This window comes from Paenibacillus sp. PsM32 (assembly GCF_030433815.1).
GTDB classification, from domain to species: Bacteria; Bacillota; Bacilli; order Paenibacillales; family Paenibacillaceae; genus Saccharibacillus; species Saccharibacillus kyungheensis.
In genome coordinates this window covers 14,468-31,310 of record NZ_JARUWY010000013.1, presented here as the reverse complement: position 1 = coordinate 31,310, position 16,843 = coordinate 14,468, and the positions used below count along the sequence as shown (strand labels likewise).

Sequence of the window (16,843 nt, the reverse complement as noted above, 5' to 3'; positions counted from 1 at the left end):
TTAGAAACTACGTTTTCTGCCTGTAAACAAGCTGATCACGAACAATACTAAGAAGATAAAGAATAATACTTTAGCAATAGAAGCAGCAGCTTCAACAATTCCGAAGAATCCGAAGATACCAGCTACTAATGCAATGATTAGTAGGATAACAGACCATTTCAACATAAGTAATCACCATTCCTTTTCAATATTAAGTATAATTAAATAACGATTGAAATAATCGTAAAACGACTTCTATTGAGTAGATATGTATGTGTAATCTACGATGACTCAATGTTATGATGTCGTTGGTAGTTGTATCTTAACCGACAAAGTTTAGCTTGAAACAATTTACATTGTTTAAGCAAGCGTATCTTGATGCTCATAACGCCATCATGTTTCGGTGACAAAACTGAAGGGTAGTTATTGAGTAACATCTTGAAATGTTGACAGATACATTTTCTACTAGAGAAATGTAGTAACACCAAATCATATTGTGAAGAAAAGAGAGGGAATGCCATGATTATTGAGATTAGTGTAGCCGTTATCGCATTAGCATTTGTAGCACTTGTTATCTTCCTAATTAAAGTGCTTCAATCCGCAGCAAAATCTTTAGACAATGTATCTTCTACTTTGGTAGACGTACAAAAAACGATCGAAGAGTTAACGTATGAAGTGAAACAAACGATCCGTAACGTGAACGATATTACAGTGGATGTTGAACACAAACTAAAACAGGTTGATCCTTTAATGGAAACTGTAAAAAACTTGGGCGAAATCTTAAACGAAGTAACATTGTCTTCTAAAGATTTGTCGACACGTGTTATTGAAAAAGTAAAACATATTGGTGAAAGTAAACCAAAACCGGTTGCTTCTACAAAAACAGGCGTAAGCAATCAAGCGACTGCTTCTACACCTCAACAACGTACATTGCAATCGTACTCAGCTACATATAGCCACAGTAAAGCTACCAACTGGATGAAATGGGTAGATACAGCGGCTACAGTATGGCAAAGATATCGTAAATAAAAGGAATTTGTACATTTTTAAGATCATTAACCAAAGGTATAACCGATAACAACGTATATTGTATTGAGAGTTTATACCGTAAGAAAGGGTGAGACGATGATTACTTTCATGATGTTACTTGCTGGCATATTGTCCCCTTACTCCGGTTCTGCTCAAGTATCCGCTGCTACTCCAGTACAAGCTGTTACAGCTGTACAAACTGCTGATTATGAAGCAACACCAGTATCTTATACTGAAGTAGCGACACCTAAGTTAACAGCTTCGACTGCGGTGTATTCAACGACTGACTCTGTTTATGATGAACAATATAGCCGTTTGAATGGAATTTCTTTGGCAGATACCAGAGAAGATGTTCTACGGATCAAAGGGAAACCGATGAATATTGTGACCAACGAGTTAGGAGATCAAGAATATCAATACAAAGATGTAAGTGTTGGTTTTCAAGATCAATGGATTACCTATATTAGTGTGCCTAAACAAGCAGGCAGATTTACACTAGATGGTCGGACATTAACGATAGACAAAGCCGAGATCAGACAAGAACTAGGTACTCCTGATTTTTCAGCAGAAGATGGAGAAGGTTATACCAATGGTATATCTGCTCTAAAAGTGTTTTATGATTCCAGCACAGGCGCTATTCGTAGCGTAGACATATTTGATGCAACTTCAGAATAACAGCCTATCGTTTAAATGTTTCATTCCATGATAAGTAAGGTTAATACTATTCAATCATAAGTATATAGAGGAGAGTGGAGAATGATGAGTTCAACAGATTCCAAAGCTTATGCTAAAGTAGTCGAAAATGGTGTACAAGCAGTCGAAGAAGCTAAAAACCTGCGTAATACAGGATATAGCGTTGAAGAGATTTATGTACTTGCACATCAAAAAGACCGTACTGAAAAAATTGCAGAAACAGCTAATGCCAAAGAAGTTGGCGTGAAAGAAGAAGGAATGTTCGATTCTGTAGCTAACTTTTTCCGTTCACGGGGAGACGAATTGCGCTCCAAAATTACATCTATGGGCTTTACGAAAGAAGAGGCTGATTTCTATGAAAGTGAACTCGATTTGGGCAAAGTACTTGTTATTGCCAATCGTAAATCATAAAGAAGTTGTATCAAAATATAACAGTGAATCGTCTACCTTCAATTTTACTTTTTAGTAGAATTGAAGGTTTTTTGACGAGTTTTGATACAGCTTCTTTTTGGACAAAAGAGGTATTTGATCTATAATAGAAACTGCATTTGGTAATGTATATCAATCAGTATACGTCTAAAAAAGCTGAAATAAGGCGACAAGGAGAAATTATGCATATATTAATAGTTGATGATAACCCTACTAATGTGATTATTATTCGTGAAATTCTTAAGCGAGAAAAATATACAAATATAACGACTTCTTCTTCTGCACGTGAAATGTTTGGATATTTAGGGATTGAAGATTCAGGTGTAGTCAATGTACCGAAGATGAACAAAGTGGATCTGGTATTGCTAGATATGATGATGCCGGAAATGGATGGAATTGAAGCTTGTCGGATAGTACAACAACATGATGAACTACGTGATATTCCGATTATTATGGTTACCGCTGTAGGGGATTCTAAAAAGTTAGCTGAAGCTTTGGATGCAGGGGCAGTCGATTATGTGACCAAACCGATTAACAAAGTGGAACTGTTAGCAAGAATTCGCCTTGCGTTACGTCTAAAACATGAAAAAGATTGGCACAAAGAGCGTGATCAACATATTCAAGATGAGTTGAAATTAGCAAGTCAGGTACAGCATGCTGTATTAAGTGTACCTATTCAAGAAACCAATATTCAAATTGAAGCACTTTACAAGCCTTCATTTGAACTAGCAGGAGATCTGTATGCCTGGTATCCGTTAGGTGAAGGACGATATGGAGTTATTTTGTTAGATATGATGGGACATGGTATTTCTTCTTCTTTATTCTGTATGTTTATCGCTTCTGTATTGAAAGATACAGTAACGACTTATGTAGAACCAGAAAAAGTAATCCAGGAGCTGAATCGACGCTTTAATCAATTGCATATCGAAAATCAACTGGTGCAATACTACTTTACCGCTATTTATCTGGTTGTCGATACCAAATACAAACGGGTAGATTATGTAAATGCGGGTCATCCACCAGGACTATTTTTCCATGACGATGGGGAGATTACCAAATTGTCTACCACTACATTCCCGGTTGGATTATTTGATCGTATTGAAGCAGAACCGAAAAGCTTTTCATATGAAGGCGCTGCTCACCTTGTCCTTTATACCGATGGTTTGCTGGAAATGGTTGAAGGTGATCAAGATGTACAATTAGAATTCTTGATCAATGAATTGAAATCCAGTCATCACATCAATAAACAACAGATTGAAAAAGTATTTTTTGACGAGATATCTTCACAAGAACGTGATGATGATAAATGCTTAGTATGGATTTCTTTGGCTGAAGGAGCGGAGCTTGGATGAAAATTAGAACGAAGCTGGTTATAGGATTCAGCGTTATCATTTTGACAATGATGACGCTGGCTTTTATCAGTTATGATCGAATGAATTACATGAATGCACAGTTAGATAAAGTGTATCAAGATCGGTATTTAAAAGTAAGATATTCTACAAGCTTGCGCGGGGATATGAATAGTATTGCCAAAGCGTTAGCGAATCAATTGCTAAGCGCTTCATCAGAATCTGTATCCGAAAGTCGTGCTACTGTACAGAAGTTAAGTGATGATGCTCAAAAAAATGTAGATTTATTACAAAAGAGTGCTCAAACGTTAGAAGAAAAGCAAATGGTTAATGAAGTCGCTGATGCTTGGACAGACTTTGATGCTTATGGCGATCAAGTATTGAATCTATTAGAAGATAATCAGATTGCTCAAGCTAACAATTATCGTACCGGCACAGGGCTAGCTGCTCAGAATAATTTGGGTGCTCTAGCGAACGCATTAGCAGACTATCAAGACCTTGCTATCGATCAAGAAATAAAAAATGCGAACCAAGCATATCAGAACTCTATTCAGACAACCACCTTTGTGATGTTAGGTGGCATTTTGTTGAGTCTACTGATTATGTTATGGATTATTCCAAGTATTAGTAAAGGACTGGGGACAGTTTCCTTAATGATCAACGGTTTTTCGGAAGGGCGTTTGCGGGCGATCAGCCGAATTAAAGTTCAATCCAAAGACGAGATCGGCGATGTAGCTCGTGTGTTTCAAGAGATGGCAACCGATCTGGAACAGCAACGAGAAGCAGAGCATCGTTATCAAAAAGCACAACAAGATCAATCATGGCTCAACTCGAACAGTGCACGCATTACAGAGTTATTACGTGGCGTTAGCACATTAGAGCAGAGTGCACAGACATTTATCAATGAATTTTCTCCGACATTGGGCGCACATTTTGGTGCACTTTATGTACGTAAGATTAACAACCCTAATGAACTTGCTTTGCAAGCATCTTATGCAGGCGAAGGTATATTACAAGCGAAGCCTACTTTGATGTTGGGAGAAGGTCTTGCAGGACAATGTGCTTCTGATCAACACCCTATCATGTTAGATCATGTACCTGATAATTATGTTTCTGTTCATTCAGCAACAGGGCAGAACCCACCTCAAAGTATTATGATCTATCCGATTTTATTTGATGATGAATTGTTAGGTGTTATTGAATTAGCTTCTTTAGGCACATTTACAGAGTTACAAAAACAATTACTTGCGCTGTTGTGCCATAATTTAGGCGTGATTTTGAATAATATTAATCGTCGATTGCATATCGAAGAGTTATTGCGTGAATCGCAAGCAATGACGGAAGAATTGCAAAGTCAGTCTGAAGAATTGCAAATGCAACAAGAAGAACTAAAACGCACCAACGAAAATCTGGAAGAACAAACAGAAGAGTTGAAGCGTTCAGAAGATTTGTTACAACGTCAGCAAGAAGAGTTGGAACATTTCAACACGGAATTAATTGCGAAGACACGTGAATTACAAGAACAAGTACAACAAGTGGAAGAGCAGAATCAAGAGATCGAACAAAGTCGTCACCGATTAGAACAACAAGCACAACAATTATCAATAAGCAGTAAATACAAATCAGAATTCCTTGCTAATATGTCTCATGAATTACGTACTCCGCTCAACAGTTTATTGATTCTTTCTCAATTGCTTACAGAGAACAAAGGCGGTAATCTGACCGAGAAACAGGTAGAGTATGCAAGCACGATCTATATGTCCGGAGCGGATCTACTGAAAATGATTGATGAAATTTTAGACTTATCCAAAGTAGATGCAGGTAAAATGGATATTAATCTAGAGGCTGTACCGATGAAAGCGATCGAAACATTTGTAAATATGAACTTTGCTCCGGTGGCTATCCAAAAAGGAATAGATCTAAATATCAATATTGATGATAATGTTCCAGAAGCTGTAGTGACAGACGATCATCGAGTGAAGCAAGTGTTGCGTAATATGTTATCGAATGCGTTCAAATTTACAGATAAAGGTCATATTGATGTCAATATTAAAATTCCTGCTGCGGAACAAGTACCTTCTTATCTGAATCGCAAGCATGATTATATAGCTATTACAGTAAAAGACAGTGGTATTGGTATTCCAGCAGATAAACAAGATATTATTTTTGAAGCTTTCCAACAGGTAGATGGTACAACCAGTCGTAAGTACGGTGGTACAGGATTAGGATTATCGATCAGTCGTGAATTATCCCGTCTACTTGGTGGGGGAATCGGACTGGAATCGGAAGAAAATAAAGGCAGTGCTTTTACACTTTATTTGCCAAGACAAGATGCACTGACCGATGAACAGGTAACACAAGCAGAAGAATCGGACACAAATACAGCGAACCGTGATGTATATACGCCAGCTGACTTTACAGAGCAATTGCTTCGCAATTCACCAGGTTCATTAACACCTAACAAAAATAGTATGAATGAAGAACAAATGATTATTCCACAACCATTAGCAGATGATCGAGATCGTTTGAGTAAAAACGATAAAGTTATTTTGATTATCGAAGATGATGTGAATTTTGCTAAAATCTTATTAGAAATGGCTCGTGGTCGTGGATTTAAAGCTTTAGTCGCTATGCAAGGTGATACAGGTATGCATATGGCCAAAACGTATATTCCGGATGCGATTATTCTTGATATCCAGCTACCTATTATGGATGGTTGGTCAATTTTGAGTGAACTGAAAAGTAATGCTCATACACGTCATATTCCTGTTCATGTGATCTCTGTCGTCGATGATGTGAAGCAAGGATTAATGATGGGAGCGATTGCCTATCTCAAAAAGCCATCAAGCAAAGAATCGCTTGAACAAGCATTCTCTCATTTGGAATCTTATACAGATCAAAGCCTCAAACAATTATTAATTGTCGAAGATGATGAAAATCAACGTAAATCGATTATTGAATTGATAGGACATGATGATGTTGCGATCACTGCTGTATCTACAGGCGTAGAAGCTCTTAATGAACTACGAAGCAAGCGTTATGATTGTATGGTACTGGATCTAATGCTTACAGATATGACAGGCTTCGAATTATTAGATCGTATTCGTGATGATCAACAATTGAGTGATCTACCGATTATTATTTATACAGGTAAAGAACTCGATAATAAAGAAGAAACACAATTACGCAAATATGCAGAGTCTATTATTATTAAAGATGTGAAATCTCCAGAGCGTTTGTTAGATGAGACTACGTTGTTCTTACATCGTGTCGAAGCTGATTTACCAGAAGATAAGCGTCGTATTTTACAAAAGCTGCATAATAAAGAAACATTGTTTGAAGGCAAACGCATTTTGTTAGTCGATGATGATGTGCGTAACGTATTTGCTTTATCCAGTGTGTTAGAAGGATATCGGATGGATGTTACATTTGCTGAAAATGGACGGGAAGCGATAGAACTTTTACAGCAGGATGATTTTGATCTGGTATTGATGGATATGATGATGCCAGAAATGGATGGATACGAAGCGATGCGTATTATTCGCCAAATTCCAGCTTATGAGAAATTACCAATTATTGCACTGACCGCGAAAGCGATGAAAGATGATCGAGCGAAATGTATTGAAGCCGGTGCTTCCGATTATGTGAAAAAACCGATTCAAACGGACCAACTTTTATCATTAATGCGTGTATGGTTGTATTCGTAAGTGAATAATTTGGGTAATGGATAGTAATACTGAAGTTTTATATCTTTCACAGACATTTTACACTTGAAAAATATACAAGAAATATTGAATCGGGGCTGAATATAATGACACAGACAGAACGTGACCAATTACCAATCAAATCCGAACCGCCCCAAGCGGATGAAATGATTGTCAATAATCTGGCAGAACGCGAAAATATCGAAGTTGATTTGCTTATGGATGGAGTTCATCGTCTATATGGTTACGATTTTCGCAATTATGCCAGAGCTTCTTTAACCAGACGAATCTGGCATCATGTGCATGCAGAGAATCTTAAATCTATCTCAGCACTTCAAGAAAAAGTACTGCATGATCGTGCTTGTTTTGAACGCTTAGTACAGAATTTATCGATACCGGTCACTGAAATGTTTCGTGACCCTTCTCTTTTTCGTATGTTTCGTGAGAAAGTCGTTCCTTTATTACGGACGTATCCTTATATTCGGATCTGGCATGCTGGATGTTCTACAGGAGAAGAAGTCTATTCAATGGCAATCTTATTGCATGAAGAGGGTTTGTTAGATAAAGCAAGAATTTATGCGACGGATATGAATAACCGTTCTTTGCAACAAGCGCGTGAAGGTGTATTTGGAATAGAACGTATGCAACTTTACACTAAAAATTATCTAGAAGCGGGCGGGAAGCGTTCGTTTTCTGAATATTATACAGCGAAATATAGTTCTGTAATCTTTCAACCGTTTTTACGAAAAAATATGATCTTTGCTGAGCATAATCTAGCAACAGATCGTTCATTTAACGAATTTAACGTTATTCTTTGCCGCAATGTTATGATTTATTTTAATGATGAATTACGTGATCAAGTTCACGGATTGTTTAACGAGAGCTTGAGTCGTTTTGGCATATTAGTACTAGGCTCCAAAGAATCGATGCAATTTACAGAATACAGTGATAGTTATGAATTATTGGATCGCGTAGAGAAAGTATATCGCAAAATTAATTAGAGATTGTAGGGGGATTCCATGAGGTTTCATGAACCGATTCATATCTTATTAGTAGATGATCGACCTGAAAACTTGCTCGCTCTGGAAGCCGTTCTTGAGAGTGAACGTTATAATCTGGTTAAAGCAACATCCGGTGAAGAAGCATTACGCTGTTTGCTAAAAGATGAATTTGCTGTAATTGTACTCGATGTACAGATGCCAGGGATGGACGGGATTGAAACGGCCAAACTAATCAAAGCGCGTGAAAAAACAAAAGAAATTCCGATCATTTTTATATCTGCAAATAGCAAAGAATCTGAGCACTTATTCGCAGGTTACTCTGCGGGTGCAATTGATTATATGGTCAAACCATTTATTCCACAGATCCTCAAGTCCAAAATTGAAGGATTTGTAAGTATGTATTTGACCAATAAACGTCATAAAACGCAATCGATGTTATTGCAACAAAAAACATTGGAATTGGAAAAAATCAATCAAGAATTAACGATAGCCAAAGAAGCAGCAGAAATCGCAGCCAAAGCAAAAACAGAATTTTTGGCAATGATGAGTCATGAGATTCGTACACCGATGAATGGTGTAATCGGCATGATTGATCTATTGATGGATACTGAACTTCAAGAAGAACAAAAAGAATATGCTTCGATTATTCGAAGCAGTGCAGATACATTGGTTATGGTCATTAACGATATTCTTGATTTTACTAAAATGGAATCCGGTAAAATGGAATTGGAAGAACATCCTTTCTCACTGGAAGCTTGTATTTCAGAAGTATTCAGTCTGTTCTCTGTCGATGCTGGCAAAAAAAATCTAGAGTTAATGTATTCTGTAACAGAAGATGTACCAGCTTATCTGTATGGAGATATGGCTCGCTTGCGCCAGGTATTGATCAATTTAACAGCGAATGCTATTAAATTTACAGATGAAGGCGGAGTTTATCTAGAAGTCATGATCAAAGATAAACTAGCAGATCGGTTAGAACTTGAATTTAGAGTGAAAGATACTGGAATTGGCATTGCTGAAGAGAAACGTGAACAATTATTCCAACCGTTTTCACAGCTTGATTCTTCGATGACAAGAAAGTACGGTGGTACAGGTCTTGGCTTAGCTATTTGCAAAAACTTGGTTCAAATGATGGATGGCGATATTCGATTAGAGAATACACCGCTTCATGAAGGCTCAGGTGCTGTATTTGTATTTACGATTTGCACAGGCGAATATGTTATGGAGGATCCCACGCTTGGATTGTTAGAAGAGCGTGCAGAGCATCTATGGTCGAATAGACATTCATCGGCTCCTAATATTCTTGTTGTAGATGATCACCCTATCAATCAGAAATTAATGGTAAGTATGCTTAATCGTCTAGGATACAATCCGGATATGGCAGATGATGGAGAAGAAGCGATTCGAATGGCTTCGGTTCATCAATACGATTATATTTTTATGGATGTTCAAATGCCTAATATTGATGGCCTAGAAGCAACAAGAATGATTCGAAGTATTCAAAAAGAAGAAAATCCTATTATTATTGCAATGACTGCTGATGTTATGGAAGGTATCAAAGGACGCTGCTTTGCAGCAGGTATGGATGATTATATTAGCAAGCCTGTCAAATTAATGAGTGTTAAAAATATGCTTGAACATTACTCTGCCAATCCTCATAATTATGAAACCAAAAAAACAGTCTTTTAAATAAAATAAGATCTGCTGATAAGAAAATAATGTTTATGTCCTGTAGTGAGCGTATACTTACAAGAGATAGAATTATTTTCTTATTTATACATTTGTTGAGACAATGAATTAAAGTAGTTTTATTGCTCTATTTTTTATGTTATATTTTGGATGTTTCAGAAGTTTTGCAGTTGGGTTATTAGTAAAGAAACCATTGTTCAGGGGAGAATGTCTATGACTACTAATAAAAATGAGAAATTTAATGTTGTAACTGAAATGGATGAAAGAGCATGCACCGTATTTTTAAGTGGGGAAATGGATTTATCGGTTGCTCCGGAATTCCGTCTTGTTATGGAACCGCTTGTTGGGGAAGCAGAACAAGATTTAATTATCAATATGAAAGACCTGAAATATATTGACAGTACTGGTATTGGTATTCTACTTTCGATTCTAAAAGCACGGCACGGTATGAATGCCAGCTTTACTGTTGAAGAAGTTCCTCCACAGATTCAAAAGTTATTTGAAATGACTGGTATTGCTAAGTTTTTTGTCCCTCAGGAGAATTCCCAATAGGAAAGGATCGAACATCGAATGAATGCTGATACTCAAAAAGTAGTTCTTAATTTGCCTGCGACGGCAGAATTTGTGGACGTTGTAAGACTAAATTTGTATGGAATTGCTTCTAAAATGGGCTTTTCTTATGAAGATATTGAAGATATGAAAGTAGCTGTCTCTGAAGCTTGTAATAACTCTGTGTTGTATGCGTACGGACAAGAGGGAGGACATGTGGAAGTGACTTTTGAAGTTGGTGAAGAAACATTATCCATTATTGTCGAAGATGAAGGGGAGAGCTTCGAATCAGTAAAGGATATGGGACAGAACAATACACTTCATGATAAAGACCTAAACGATGTACAAATCGGTGGATTAGGTTTTTATTTGATGCAAGCATTGATGGACAATGTGAGTATCGAAAATTCTGCTGGTCAAGGTACTCGTGTAGTATTATCTAAAAACCTTGCTCTAAGCGAGGAAACTGTATGAGTGAAAGATTAACTCCCCCCGAGTCTATGGACGAGGCAATCAGTATGATCTGGGAGTATCAACAAACAAAAGATAATGACATCGCTACAGTACTGATCAAAAAGTACGAGCCTATGGTCAAAATGGCTTCGGGTAAAATTGCCCGTAACCGACCGGACTTGTACGAAGATTTGTATCAAGTAGGTCAGATGGCATTAATCCGTTTGTTGCAGCAATACGATATCTCACTTGGGATTCCTTTCGAACCATATGCGATGAAGAGTATGATCGGGCATATGAAAAATTTCTTGCGCGATAAATCTTGGTACATACAGGTTCCCCGTCGTATTAAAGAAAAGGGAGCATTAGTACAACAAGCTATCGATGAATTGACCATGAAATTGGAACGTTCGCCCCATGTGCGTGAGATTGCTCATTTTCTAGATCTATCTGAAGAAGAAACAATTGAGGTTCTAGCTGGACGTGAATGCTATCACTATGTATCTTTGGATTCTCCACTTTCACAAGAGGAGAGTGCGGCTACACTAGGTGAATTGATTAGTGCAGATGTAAATGATTACGATTCTGTCGAGAAACGTATGGATTTACAACAAGCGCTTAGTCAATTGAAAGAGCAAGAACAAAAAGTATTGTTATTGGCTTTCCAGGAAGGTCAATCTCAACGCGCGATTGCTCAAAAGCTTGGTGTATCTCAGATGAGTGTATCCCGTATCCAAAAACGGGCAACTGAAAAGTTGAAGCAGATCATGTCAAATGCTTCCACTTCAGGCTAAATGCATTTTATACATGCCACGAAGTGCAGCAATGATGCTAGGATACTTTGGAAAATAGAAGATTGTTAAAATGCGCTTTATTGTTCCGAACAATGGAATAGTAAAAGCGCATTTTTTGTAAGTATATAGAGCTAAATACATCAAAAAACCTCTATATTCAATCCCTATACTATGTAGGGGATATATTGAACATAGAGGTTTTTTGACTTTGATAGAAAATTATATCGTCTTATCTACCTTGGGAAGCTTTCACATAATCTAGGATTTGAGCAATATAGTTTCCGATCAGAGGAAGAGAAACCAATTGGCTTAGTATAAAACCCAGAATCGCTAGAATAACAATCGTTCCTAAAGATAGCCCTAGACCACGTGCTGCACCCGCAATAAAGTTAACAACCAGTCTGCGTTTGACACTACTATAGTTCTCAATAATGTCCTGAATCTCTGCTTTATCCAACGCTTCTGCAATCTGATCCAGACGTTCATTGAGTCGTTTTACTTCATGGCGTAATTCAAAAGGATGCTCTCCAATTTCACTAGGAGGTTTGACGAGTTCTGGAGACCGTGGTGATACTTCCTTGTCTTTGGTGTCATGAGCCATCGGATATTCCCTCGCTTTCGTATAAATAATAAGATCAATTAAGTATATATTTCAGATGTTCTATGAACCGGACATAAAAATAGCCGACTGCAATGAGCCGGCTATTGGTGAATACCTATTAACGTGTAGGGAAACTTGTGTTGTTGCTACCCGTTGTAGAATTCACTTCTTTTTTCACTTCATTGCTTTTATTTTGAGCTTCTTTAGCTACATCGTTAGAAGCGCTTTTTACGTCTTTAGCAACGTCGTTAGAAGCATCTTTTACATCTTTGCTTACATTATCAGAAGCTTCTTTAACGTCTTTAGCTACGCTTTGAGCAGCATCAGCCAAAGAGTTACTTACTGTTTCTTTGTTTTCAGTGATAGATCTAGCTACATCTTTAGCTTTAGTAGATACCGTTTGAGCTAAAGAAACAGCAGAATCGCTTACTAGACCAGCTACTTGAGAAGTTTGATCTGCTACAGTAGTAGCAATCTCTTTCGTACGATCAGTTACATTACCTGCAACTTCTTTCGTTTTATCAGAAGCTTCTACAAATTTTTCAGAAATATCGCCGCGTAGTTCACGACCTGGTTTTGGTGCGAACAACAATGCTGCTGCTGCTCCCAACAATCCTCCGATAAATACACCTTTTACAAATGTAGAACTTGTTTGGACTGGGTACTGTTTTTCGACTTCATTCATTATTAATCACTCCTTGATTTAATTTAGATCGATTTGTCTGAACAGATCAATCTTTGTAAGTAAGAAAAAAATTAGCCATATGTTATTCCTTAATAAAGCTGTTCTCGAAGTTCAGGTATTATGTGTAGCTCACGTTAAGTATGGCTTATATATGTGATGCTGGTAAAGGTTCAGGCTGTTCTTCTGAACAATCTGGAAACCAGACCAAGCAAAAACACAAAAATAGCAGTTCCTAGTATTGCAGGAATAATAGCAAAATCTCCAATCGTTGGTCCAAAATGACCAAATACGAGAGCGCCTAACCAAGCGCCTACAAATCCAGCAATAGCAGCCCCGATAATGCCACCTGGCATTTCATTACCTGCAAGTGCATTACCAATAACGCCGATAATAACCGCCATAACAATACTGATAATAATGCCCCACATCGTAATCGCCTCCTTTGCTGAACAAGTCAAAACACCTGTCGTAATATCAATCAGTTAGCAGTTTGTCTTACTTCGTATATAAACCCAGTACCAAAAGGTGAAACATTACATTTCTTCTATTCAATAGCGAATCGAAGCCCTTTGTTCATCGGAATGTCTCCATAAGTGTAAAGAATAAGCACAAGCAGACAGCCAAAGTGAACCAGCAATATAGCCACCAATAATATCTGTAGGGTAATGTACACCCAAATATACTCTAGATAGACCTATACCTACAATGAGGAAAATACCACAAATGACTGGAAGGGCAATCGACAAGTGACGTCTTCTACGATGCATCGACCAGATGACAAAAAGCATACCATACATCGCGGCTGCAATTGTAGAATGACCACTGGGGAAGCTATAACCTGAAGCATGCGTCCAAAATTCAAGATCAGGACGTGGACGCATAAAGAAAGATTTGAGCAATACATTGATTTGCCATGCGCCTGCTGTTGTAACGAGCAGAGCCAATCCTTCACGATACATATTATGGAACATAAATAAGATCGAAAATGATAATGCTACAAACACTGTAGAATAAAATGAACCCATATAAGTGAAAAATAACATAATCGTTCGTACAGGTTCTTCATGGAATGTACGTACATACGCTTGAAGCCCTTTTTCCCATGTGTGTATATCATATAATGCTATCGATTCAACAATCCATACGATTCCTCTTAATAATAGGAAGGAAGCTACACCTCCACCTACCAATACCATAACAATAAGGAGCCAGATCGGAATAGAAGAAAATCGTTGGGGTTGTTCATGTTTGGAATTAGAGAACTGCTCGGATGACATCTGTATCGCCTTCTTTCTTTACATAGAGTTATGTTTAATTTAACCCTAGTTTAACAAATGAATCGAATATAAAAAAAGCCTCTCCTTATTATTCAGGAAAGACTCATTCATTTTATTTATTTTTTACGTAAACGTCCTAATTCAGACACTAAAGCTTCTACTTCACTAATACTCAAGTTCGGCTTATTGATCACGATATCGTATACTTCTTGAATATCTTCGTATTGTTCGGTTGAAAAAGCAGAAGCTTGCATTGCTGCTCCGCTGGCCATCCGAAGTTTGGTTTTGATGCCTTCAATCATAAAAGCGATATTTTCTTGGGTAGGTTGAGACAAATCCATGAATGGGTTCTTCCTTTCTTCATTAAGCATTAGCTTATTTTTTGTATTGTATCATGGATAATGATGGGGAACCAATTATTTTGCGGTAACTTGTTGCATAAGGTAAAATGAGTATCGATAAGATACGCTATCGAATCGTACCTCAAGTACGTATATATGTTGATAAAAGGAGGGACATGGTTTTTATTATGATCAATCGTCGTTCCAGTCTGCTTCCTTATGATAATCAAGATCGTCGCAATGTAAATCAAGATGGACTGACTGATTTTTTTCGCGATATAGGAGCTACTCATGCTATAGATACATTAGCTTTTGTGTGTATTGGTACAGATCGTTCTACAGGAGATGCGTTAGGGCCTTTAACCGGTAGCGGGCTAGTCGCTTATGGACTGCCTCATGTTATAGGTACGATGGACTTTCCTTGTGATGCTCATAATCTTCATGAACGTATTCCCCAAATTGAAGAGCATCTCCAAGTGATAGCTATTGATGCGTGTCTGGGTAGACATCATACTGTGGGGTTGTATAGTATAGGAGCAACTCCACTATTTCCTGCATTATCGGTAGGAGGACGTTTTCCTGGAGTAGGCAATTATAGTATCGCAGCGATTGTCAATGAAAATGGCCCCAAACCATATTGGACACTTCAGACCACTTCACTGCATACAGTGATGAATATGTCACAAGATATTGTCCAAGCTGTTGTTCAAGGGCTAGGTATATTAAAATAAAAGGAATCAACGTTATTTCATTATTGATAGGAGATGAGGATATGAGTCAACCAACAGAACAGCAACCGATCAAATTACATTTTTCAGATACTGGTCAAGGAGAGCCGATTGTATTATTACATGGTTTTCTAGGAAGTTCAGCGTATTGGGATGAAGTAATTCCTCTTTTATCAAGACATTATCGTTGTATTGTGCCGGATCTGCGTGGACATGGTCATAGCCCTGTATCAACAGATCCTTATACAATAGAAGACATGGCGGCTGATGTGGTGAACGTATTAGATGAACTTGGTCTACAACAAGTGACCGTACTGGGGCACTCGATGGGTGGATATACTACATTAGCGTTGGTCGATCTATATCCTTCATATATTAAAGCGTGGGGACTTGTACATTCCACAGCATACGAAGATACAGAAGAAGCGAAGCAGAAGCGCTTGAATACTATTACACAGATTCGTACAACAGGTATTATCGACTTTGTCGATGGATTTGCTGAAGGGTTATTTGCTTCGCATTTAGTCTACAAATTACCTGAATCTGTATTAAAGGTAAAAGAGATCGGTTATATTACTTCTCCAGAAGGTGCATGTGGAGCAGCGGCGGCGATGCGAGAACGTCCTGAACGATTGCATATTATCCAAAACGCAAATGTTCCTGTATTATTAGTAGCCGGGGCAGATGATCCGATTGCTCCACCTGATCGAATGTTTATTGCAGATTCTACGAATATTACAACAGCAGTTATTCCAGATATTGCACATATGAGTATGATGGAAGCACCTGAACAATTGGTCAATATTATTCATGATTTTATGGAAAATCAACGAAAAGATTAATATTAAAGGCGGGATAGGAATGTTCAGAAATGATTACCTTATGGGTATGATTGAAGATATGGCATCGGTAATTTCGAAAGTATTCGGATTAAAGCAACAAAAGAAATTAACAGAAGCGCTCTGGGAATTGGATGATATGGTTCGCCAGAAGTTCCAGTTGAATAATGGATTGATTAACCGATTGCCAGCAGAAGAAGTAATAGAACTATTCCGTATCGGTTCAGTGGTTGAAGTCGATCGTCTGCAAGCATTAGCAAGATTGATGCGTGAAGAAGCAGATATTTACGAATTAAGCGAGCAAGAACAAGAAGCAGCCGTACGCCGAATTAAGTCTTTACATTTATTTTTATATTGTGCAGTTAATGATGCCGATCGGACAATGTTTGATTATCCAGAGCAGATCGATCAATTAACCGATGAATTAGCAGACTATGCACTGCCGGCTGCGGTTGAGCATCTATTTGTCCAGTATGAAGAGCAAGAAGGCTACTACGATAATGCAGTAGATGCTTTGAAGCGTCTTACCGAGCTTTATCCTGCACAAGGTCATACAGAAGGTCAGGCGCTGTATCAACGTCTACTATTATTAAGCGATGAACAGTTAGAAGAAGGTGGCGTATCTCGTGCAGAGCTGACTACAGCACATGCCGAGCTTGAAGCCCAGTCAAATTAAGTTGAAAGACAGAAAGCGAGCTGTACA

General features: G+C 37.9%; 19 protein-coding genes. 13 read left to right on the top strand and 6 right to left on the bottom strand.

Annotated elements, in window-relative coordinates; translation table 11 throughout:
• A complete protein-coding gene (locus QCD85_RS19990; protein WP_083243274.1) occupies positions 1-165 on the bottom strand; it encodes a DUF1328 domain-containing protein in 165 nt (54 codons plus the stop codon).
• Between the two features lie 333 nt (positions 166-498).
• Between QCD85_RS19990 and QCD85_RS19985 the strand changes: the two genes are divergently transcribed.
• From QCD85_RS19985 to QCD85_RS19940, 10 genes are all read left to right on the top strand, one after another.
• On the top strand, positions 499-1,008 hold the full coding sequence (locus tag QCD85_RS19985; RefSeq protein WP_273613575.1) for a DUF948 domain-containing protein: 510 nt from the start codon (positions 499-501) through the stop codon (positions 1,006-1,008).
• A gap of 96 nt (positions 1,009-1,104) precedes the next feature.
• Positions 1,105-1,683, top strand: coding sequence for a hypothetical protein (locus QCD85_RS19980; protein WP_273613574.1), 579 nt, complete (start codon positions 1,105-1,107; stop codon positions 1,681-1,683).
• A gap of 84 nt (positions 1,684-1,767) precedes the next feature.
• Positions 1,768-2,112, top strand: coding sequence for a general stress protein (locus tag QCD85_RS19975; RefSeq protein WP_273616358.1), 345 nt, complete (start codon positions 1,768-1,770; stop codon positions 2,110-2,112).
• Between the two features lie 200 nt (positions 2,113-2,312).
• On the top strand, positions 2,313-3,482 hold the full coding sequence (locus QCD85_RS19970) for a PP2C family protein-serine/threonine phosphatase (protein ID WP_274172869.1): 1,170 nt from the start codon (positions 2,313-2,315) through the stop codon (positions 3,480-3,482).
• Positions 3,479-7,186, top strand: coding sequence for a response regulator (locus tag QCD85_RS19965; protein ID WP_301263677.1), 3,708 nt, complete (start codon positions 3,479-3,481; stop codon positions 7,184-7,186). Before QCD85_RS19970 ends, QCD85_RS19965 begins: the two co-directional genes overlap by 4 nt.
• Positions 7,187-7,350: 164 nt before the next feature.
• Positions 7,351-8,184, top strand: coding sequence for a CheR family methyltransferase (locus tag QCD85_RS19960; protein ID WP_273616357.1), 834 nt, complete (start codon positions 7,351-7,353; stop codon positions 8,182-8,184).
• An 18-nt stretch (positions 8,185-8,202) separates the two neighbouring features.
• Positions 8,203-9,873 carry a response regulator gene (locus QCD85_RS19955; RefSeq protein ID WP_301263676.1) on the top strand — a complete coding sequence of 557 codons (1,671 nt, stop codon included), beginning with the start codon at positions 8,203-8,205 and terminating at the stop codon, positions 9,871-9,873.
• A gap of 213 nt (positions 9,874-10,086) precedes the next feature.
• On the top strand, positions 10,087-10,425 hold the full coding sequence (locus tag QCD85_RS19950; RefSeq protein WP_069325604.1) for an STAS domain-containing protein: 339 nt from the start codon (positions 10,087-10,089) through the stop codon (positions 10,423-10,425).
• A gap of 18 nt (positions 10,426-10,443) precedes the next feature.
• A complete protein-coding gene (gene rsbW, locus QCD85_RS19945; RefSeq protein WP_204827123.1) occupies positions 10,444-10,896 on the top strand; it encodes an anti-sigma B factor RsbW in 453 nt (150 codons plus the stop codon).
• Complete coding sequence (locus QCD85_RS19940; RefSeq protein WP_069325602.1) at positions 10,893-11,669, top strand: sigma-70 family RNA polymerase sigma factor; 777 nt, start codon at positions 10,893-10,895, stop codon at positions 11,667-11,669. Before rsbW ends, QCD85_RS19940 begins: the two co-directional genes overlap by 4 nt.
• 229 nt (positions 11,670-11,898) lie before the next feature.
• Here the strand turns inward: QCD85_RS19940 and QCD85_RS19935 are convergent, their stop codons facing one another.
• From QCD85_RS19935 to QCD85_RS19915, 5 genes are all read right to left on the bottom strand, one after another.
• Positions 11,899-12,270 carry a DUF5665 domain-containing protein gene (locus QCD85_RS19935; RefSeq protein ID WP_273613570.1) on the bottom strand — a complete coding sequence of 124 codons (372 nt, stop codon included), beginning with the start codon at positions 12,268-12,270 and terminating at the stop codon, positions 11,899-11,901.
• Between the two features lie 118 nt (positions 12,271-12,388).
• Positions 12,389-12,955, bottom strand: coding sequence for a YtxH domain-containing protein (locus QCD85_RS19930; RefSeq protein WP_273613569.1), 567 nt, complete (start codon positions 12,953-12,955; stop codon positions 12,389-12,391).
• Positions 12,956-13,125: 170 nt separating this feature from the next.
• Complete coding sequence (locus QCD85_RS19925; protein ID WP_273613568.1) at positions 13,126-13,383, bottom strand: GlsB/YeaQ/YmgE family stress response membrane protein; 258 nt, start codon at positions 13,381-13,383, stop codon at positions 13,126-13,128.
• Positions 13,384-13,503: 120 nt separating this feature from the next.
• On the bottom strand, positions 13,504-14,232 hold the full coding sequence (locus tag QCD85_RS19920; RefSeq protein WP_273613567.1) for a phosphatase PAP2 family protein: 729 nt from the start codon (positions 14,230-14,232) through the stop codon (positions 13,504-13,506).
• 116 nt (positions 14,233-14,348) lie between these two features.
• Positions 14,349-14,573 (bottom strand): DUF1128 domain-containing protein, encoded by a 225-nt coding sequence (locus tag QCD85_RS19915; protein ID WP_204827128.1) that lies wholly within the window; start codon positions 14,571-14,573, stop codon positions 14,349-14,351.
• Positions 14,574-14,749: 176 nt separating this feature from the next.
• Here QCD85_RS19915 and yyaC point away from each other — a divergent pair, with 176 nt between their 5' ends.
• Genes yyaC through QCD85_RS19900 form a run of 3 tightly spaced genes read left to right on the top strand, consistent with a single transcriptional unit; the run spans position 14,750 to position 16,816 of the window.
• The gene (yyaC, locus tag QCD85_RS19910; protein ID WP_301263675.1) at positions 14,750-15,304 is read left to right on the top strand and encodes a spore protease YyaC; all 555 of its coding nucleotides are present in this window, start codon (positions 14,750-14,752) and stop codon (positions 15,302-15,304) included.
• Between the two features lie 41 nt (positions 15,305-15,345).
• On the top strand, positions 15,346-16,143 hold the full coding sequence (locus QCD85_RS19905) for an alpha/beta fold hydrolase (protein WP_274171894.1): 798 nt from the start codon (positions 15,346-15,348) through the stop codon (positions 16,141-16,143).
• Positions 16,144-16,162: 19 nt separating this feature from the next.
• Positions 16,163-16,816 (top strand): DUF6483 family protein, encoded by a 654-nt coding sequence (locus tag QCD85_RS19900; RefSeq protein WP_301263674.1) that lies wholly within the window; start codon positions 16,163-16,165, stop codon positions 16,814-16,816.
• Positions 16,817-16,843 lie beyond the last annotated feature (27 nt).

Excerpts from the sequence above, each read along its gene's own strand:
- QCD85_RS19990 (WP_083243274.1), bottom strand. The coding sequence starts at position 165 with ATGTTGAAATGGTCTGTTATCCTACTAATCATTGCATTAGTAGCTGGT.
- QCD85_RS19985 (WP_273613575.1), top strand. The coding sequence starts at position 499 with ATGATTATTGAGATTAGTGTAGCCGTTATCGCATTAGCATTTGTAGCA.
- QCD85_RS19980 (WP_273613574.1), top strand. The coding sequence starts at position 1,105 with ATGATTACTTTCATGATGTTACTTGCTGGCATATTGTCCCCTTACTCC.
- QCD85_RS19975 (WP_273616358.1), top strand. The coding sequence starts at position 1,768 with ATGAGTTCAACAGATTCCAAAGCTTATGCTAAAGTAGTCGAAAATGGT.
- QCD85_RS19970 (WP_274172869.1), top strand. The coding sequence starts at position 2,313 with ATGCATATATTAATAGTTGATGATAACCCTACTAATGTGATTATTATT.
- QCD85_RS19965 (WP_301263677.1), top strand. The coding sequence starts at position 3,479 with ATGAAAATTAGAACGAAGCTGGTTATAGGATTCAGCGTTATCATTTTG.
- QCD85_RS19960 (WP_273616357.1), top strand. The coding sequence starts at position 7,351 with ATGATTGTCAATAATCTGGCAGAACGCGAAAATATCGAAGTTGATTTG.
- QCD85_RS19955 (WP_301263676.1), top strand. The coding sequence starts at position 8,203 with ATGAGGTTTCATGAACCGATTCATATCTTATTAGTAGATGATCGACCT.
- QCD85_RS19950 (WP_069325604.1), top strand. The coding sequence starts at position 10,087 with ATGACTACTAATAAAAATGAGAAATTTAATGTTGTAACTGAAATGGAT.
- rsbW (WP_204827123.1), top strand. The coding sequence starts at position 10,444 with ATGAATGCTGATACTCAAAAAGTAGTTCTTAATTTGCCTGCGACGGCA.
- QCD85_RS19940 (WP_069325602.1), top strand. The coding sequence starts at position 10,893 with ATGAGTGAAAGATTAACTCCCCCCGAGTCTATGGACGAGGCAATCAGT.
- QCD85_RS19935 (WP_273613570.1), bottom strand. The coding sequence starts at position 12,270 with ATGGCTCATGACACCAAAGACAAGGAAGTATCACCACGGTCTCCAGAA.
- QCD85_RS19930 (WP_273613569.1), bottom strand. The coding sequence starts at position 12,955 with ATGAATGAAGTCGAAAAACAGTACCCAGTCCAAACAAGTTCTACATTT.
- QCD85_RS19925 (WP_273613568.1), bottom strand. The coding sequence starts at position 13,383 with ATGTGGGGCATTATTATCAGTATTGTTATGGCGGTTATTATCGGCGTT.
- QCD85_RS19920 (WP_273613567.1), bottom strand. The coding sequence starts at position 14,232 with ATGTCATCCGAGCAGTTCTCTAATTCCAAACATGAACAACCCCAACGA.
- QCD85_RS19915 (WP_204827128.1), bottom strand. The coding sequence starts at position 14,573 with ATGGATTTGTCTCAACCTACCCAAGAAAATATCGCTTTTATGATTGAA.
- yyaC (WP_301263675.1), top strand. The coding sequence starts at position 14,750 with ATGGTTTTTATTATGATCAATCGTCGTTCCAGTCTGCTTCCTTATGAT.
- QCD85_RS19905 (WP_274171894.1), top strand. The coding sequence starts at position 15,346 with ATGAGTCAACCAACAGAACAGCAACCGATCAAATTACATTTTTCAGAT.
- QCD85_RS19900 (WP_301263674.1), top strand. The coding sequence starts at position 16,163 with ATGTTCAGAAATGATTACCTTATGGGTATGATTGAAGATATGGCATCG.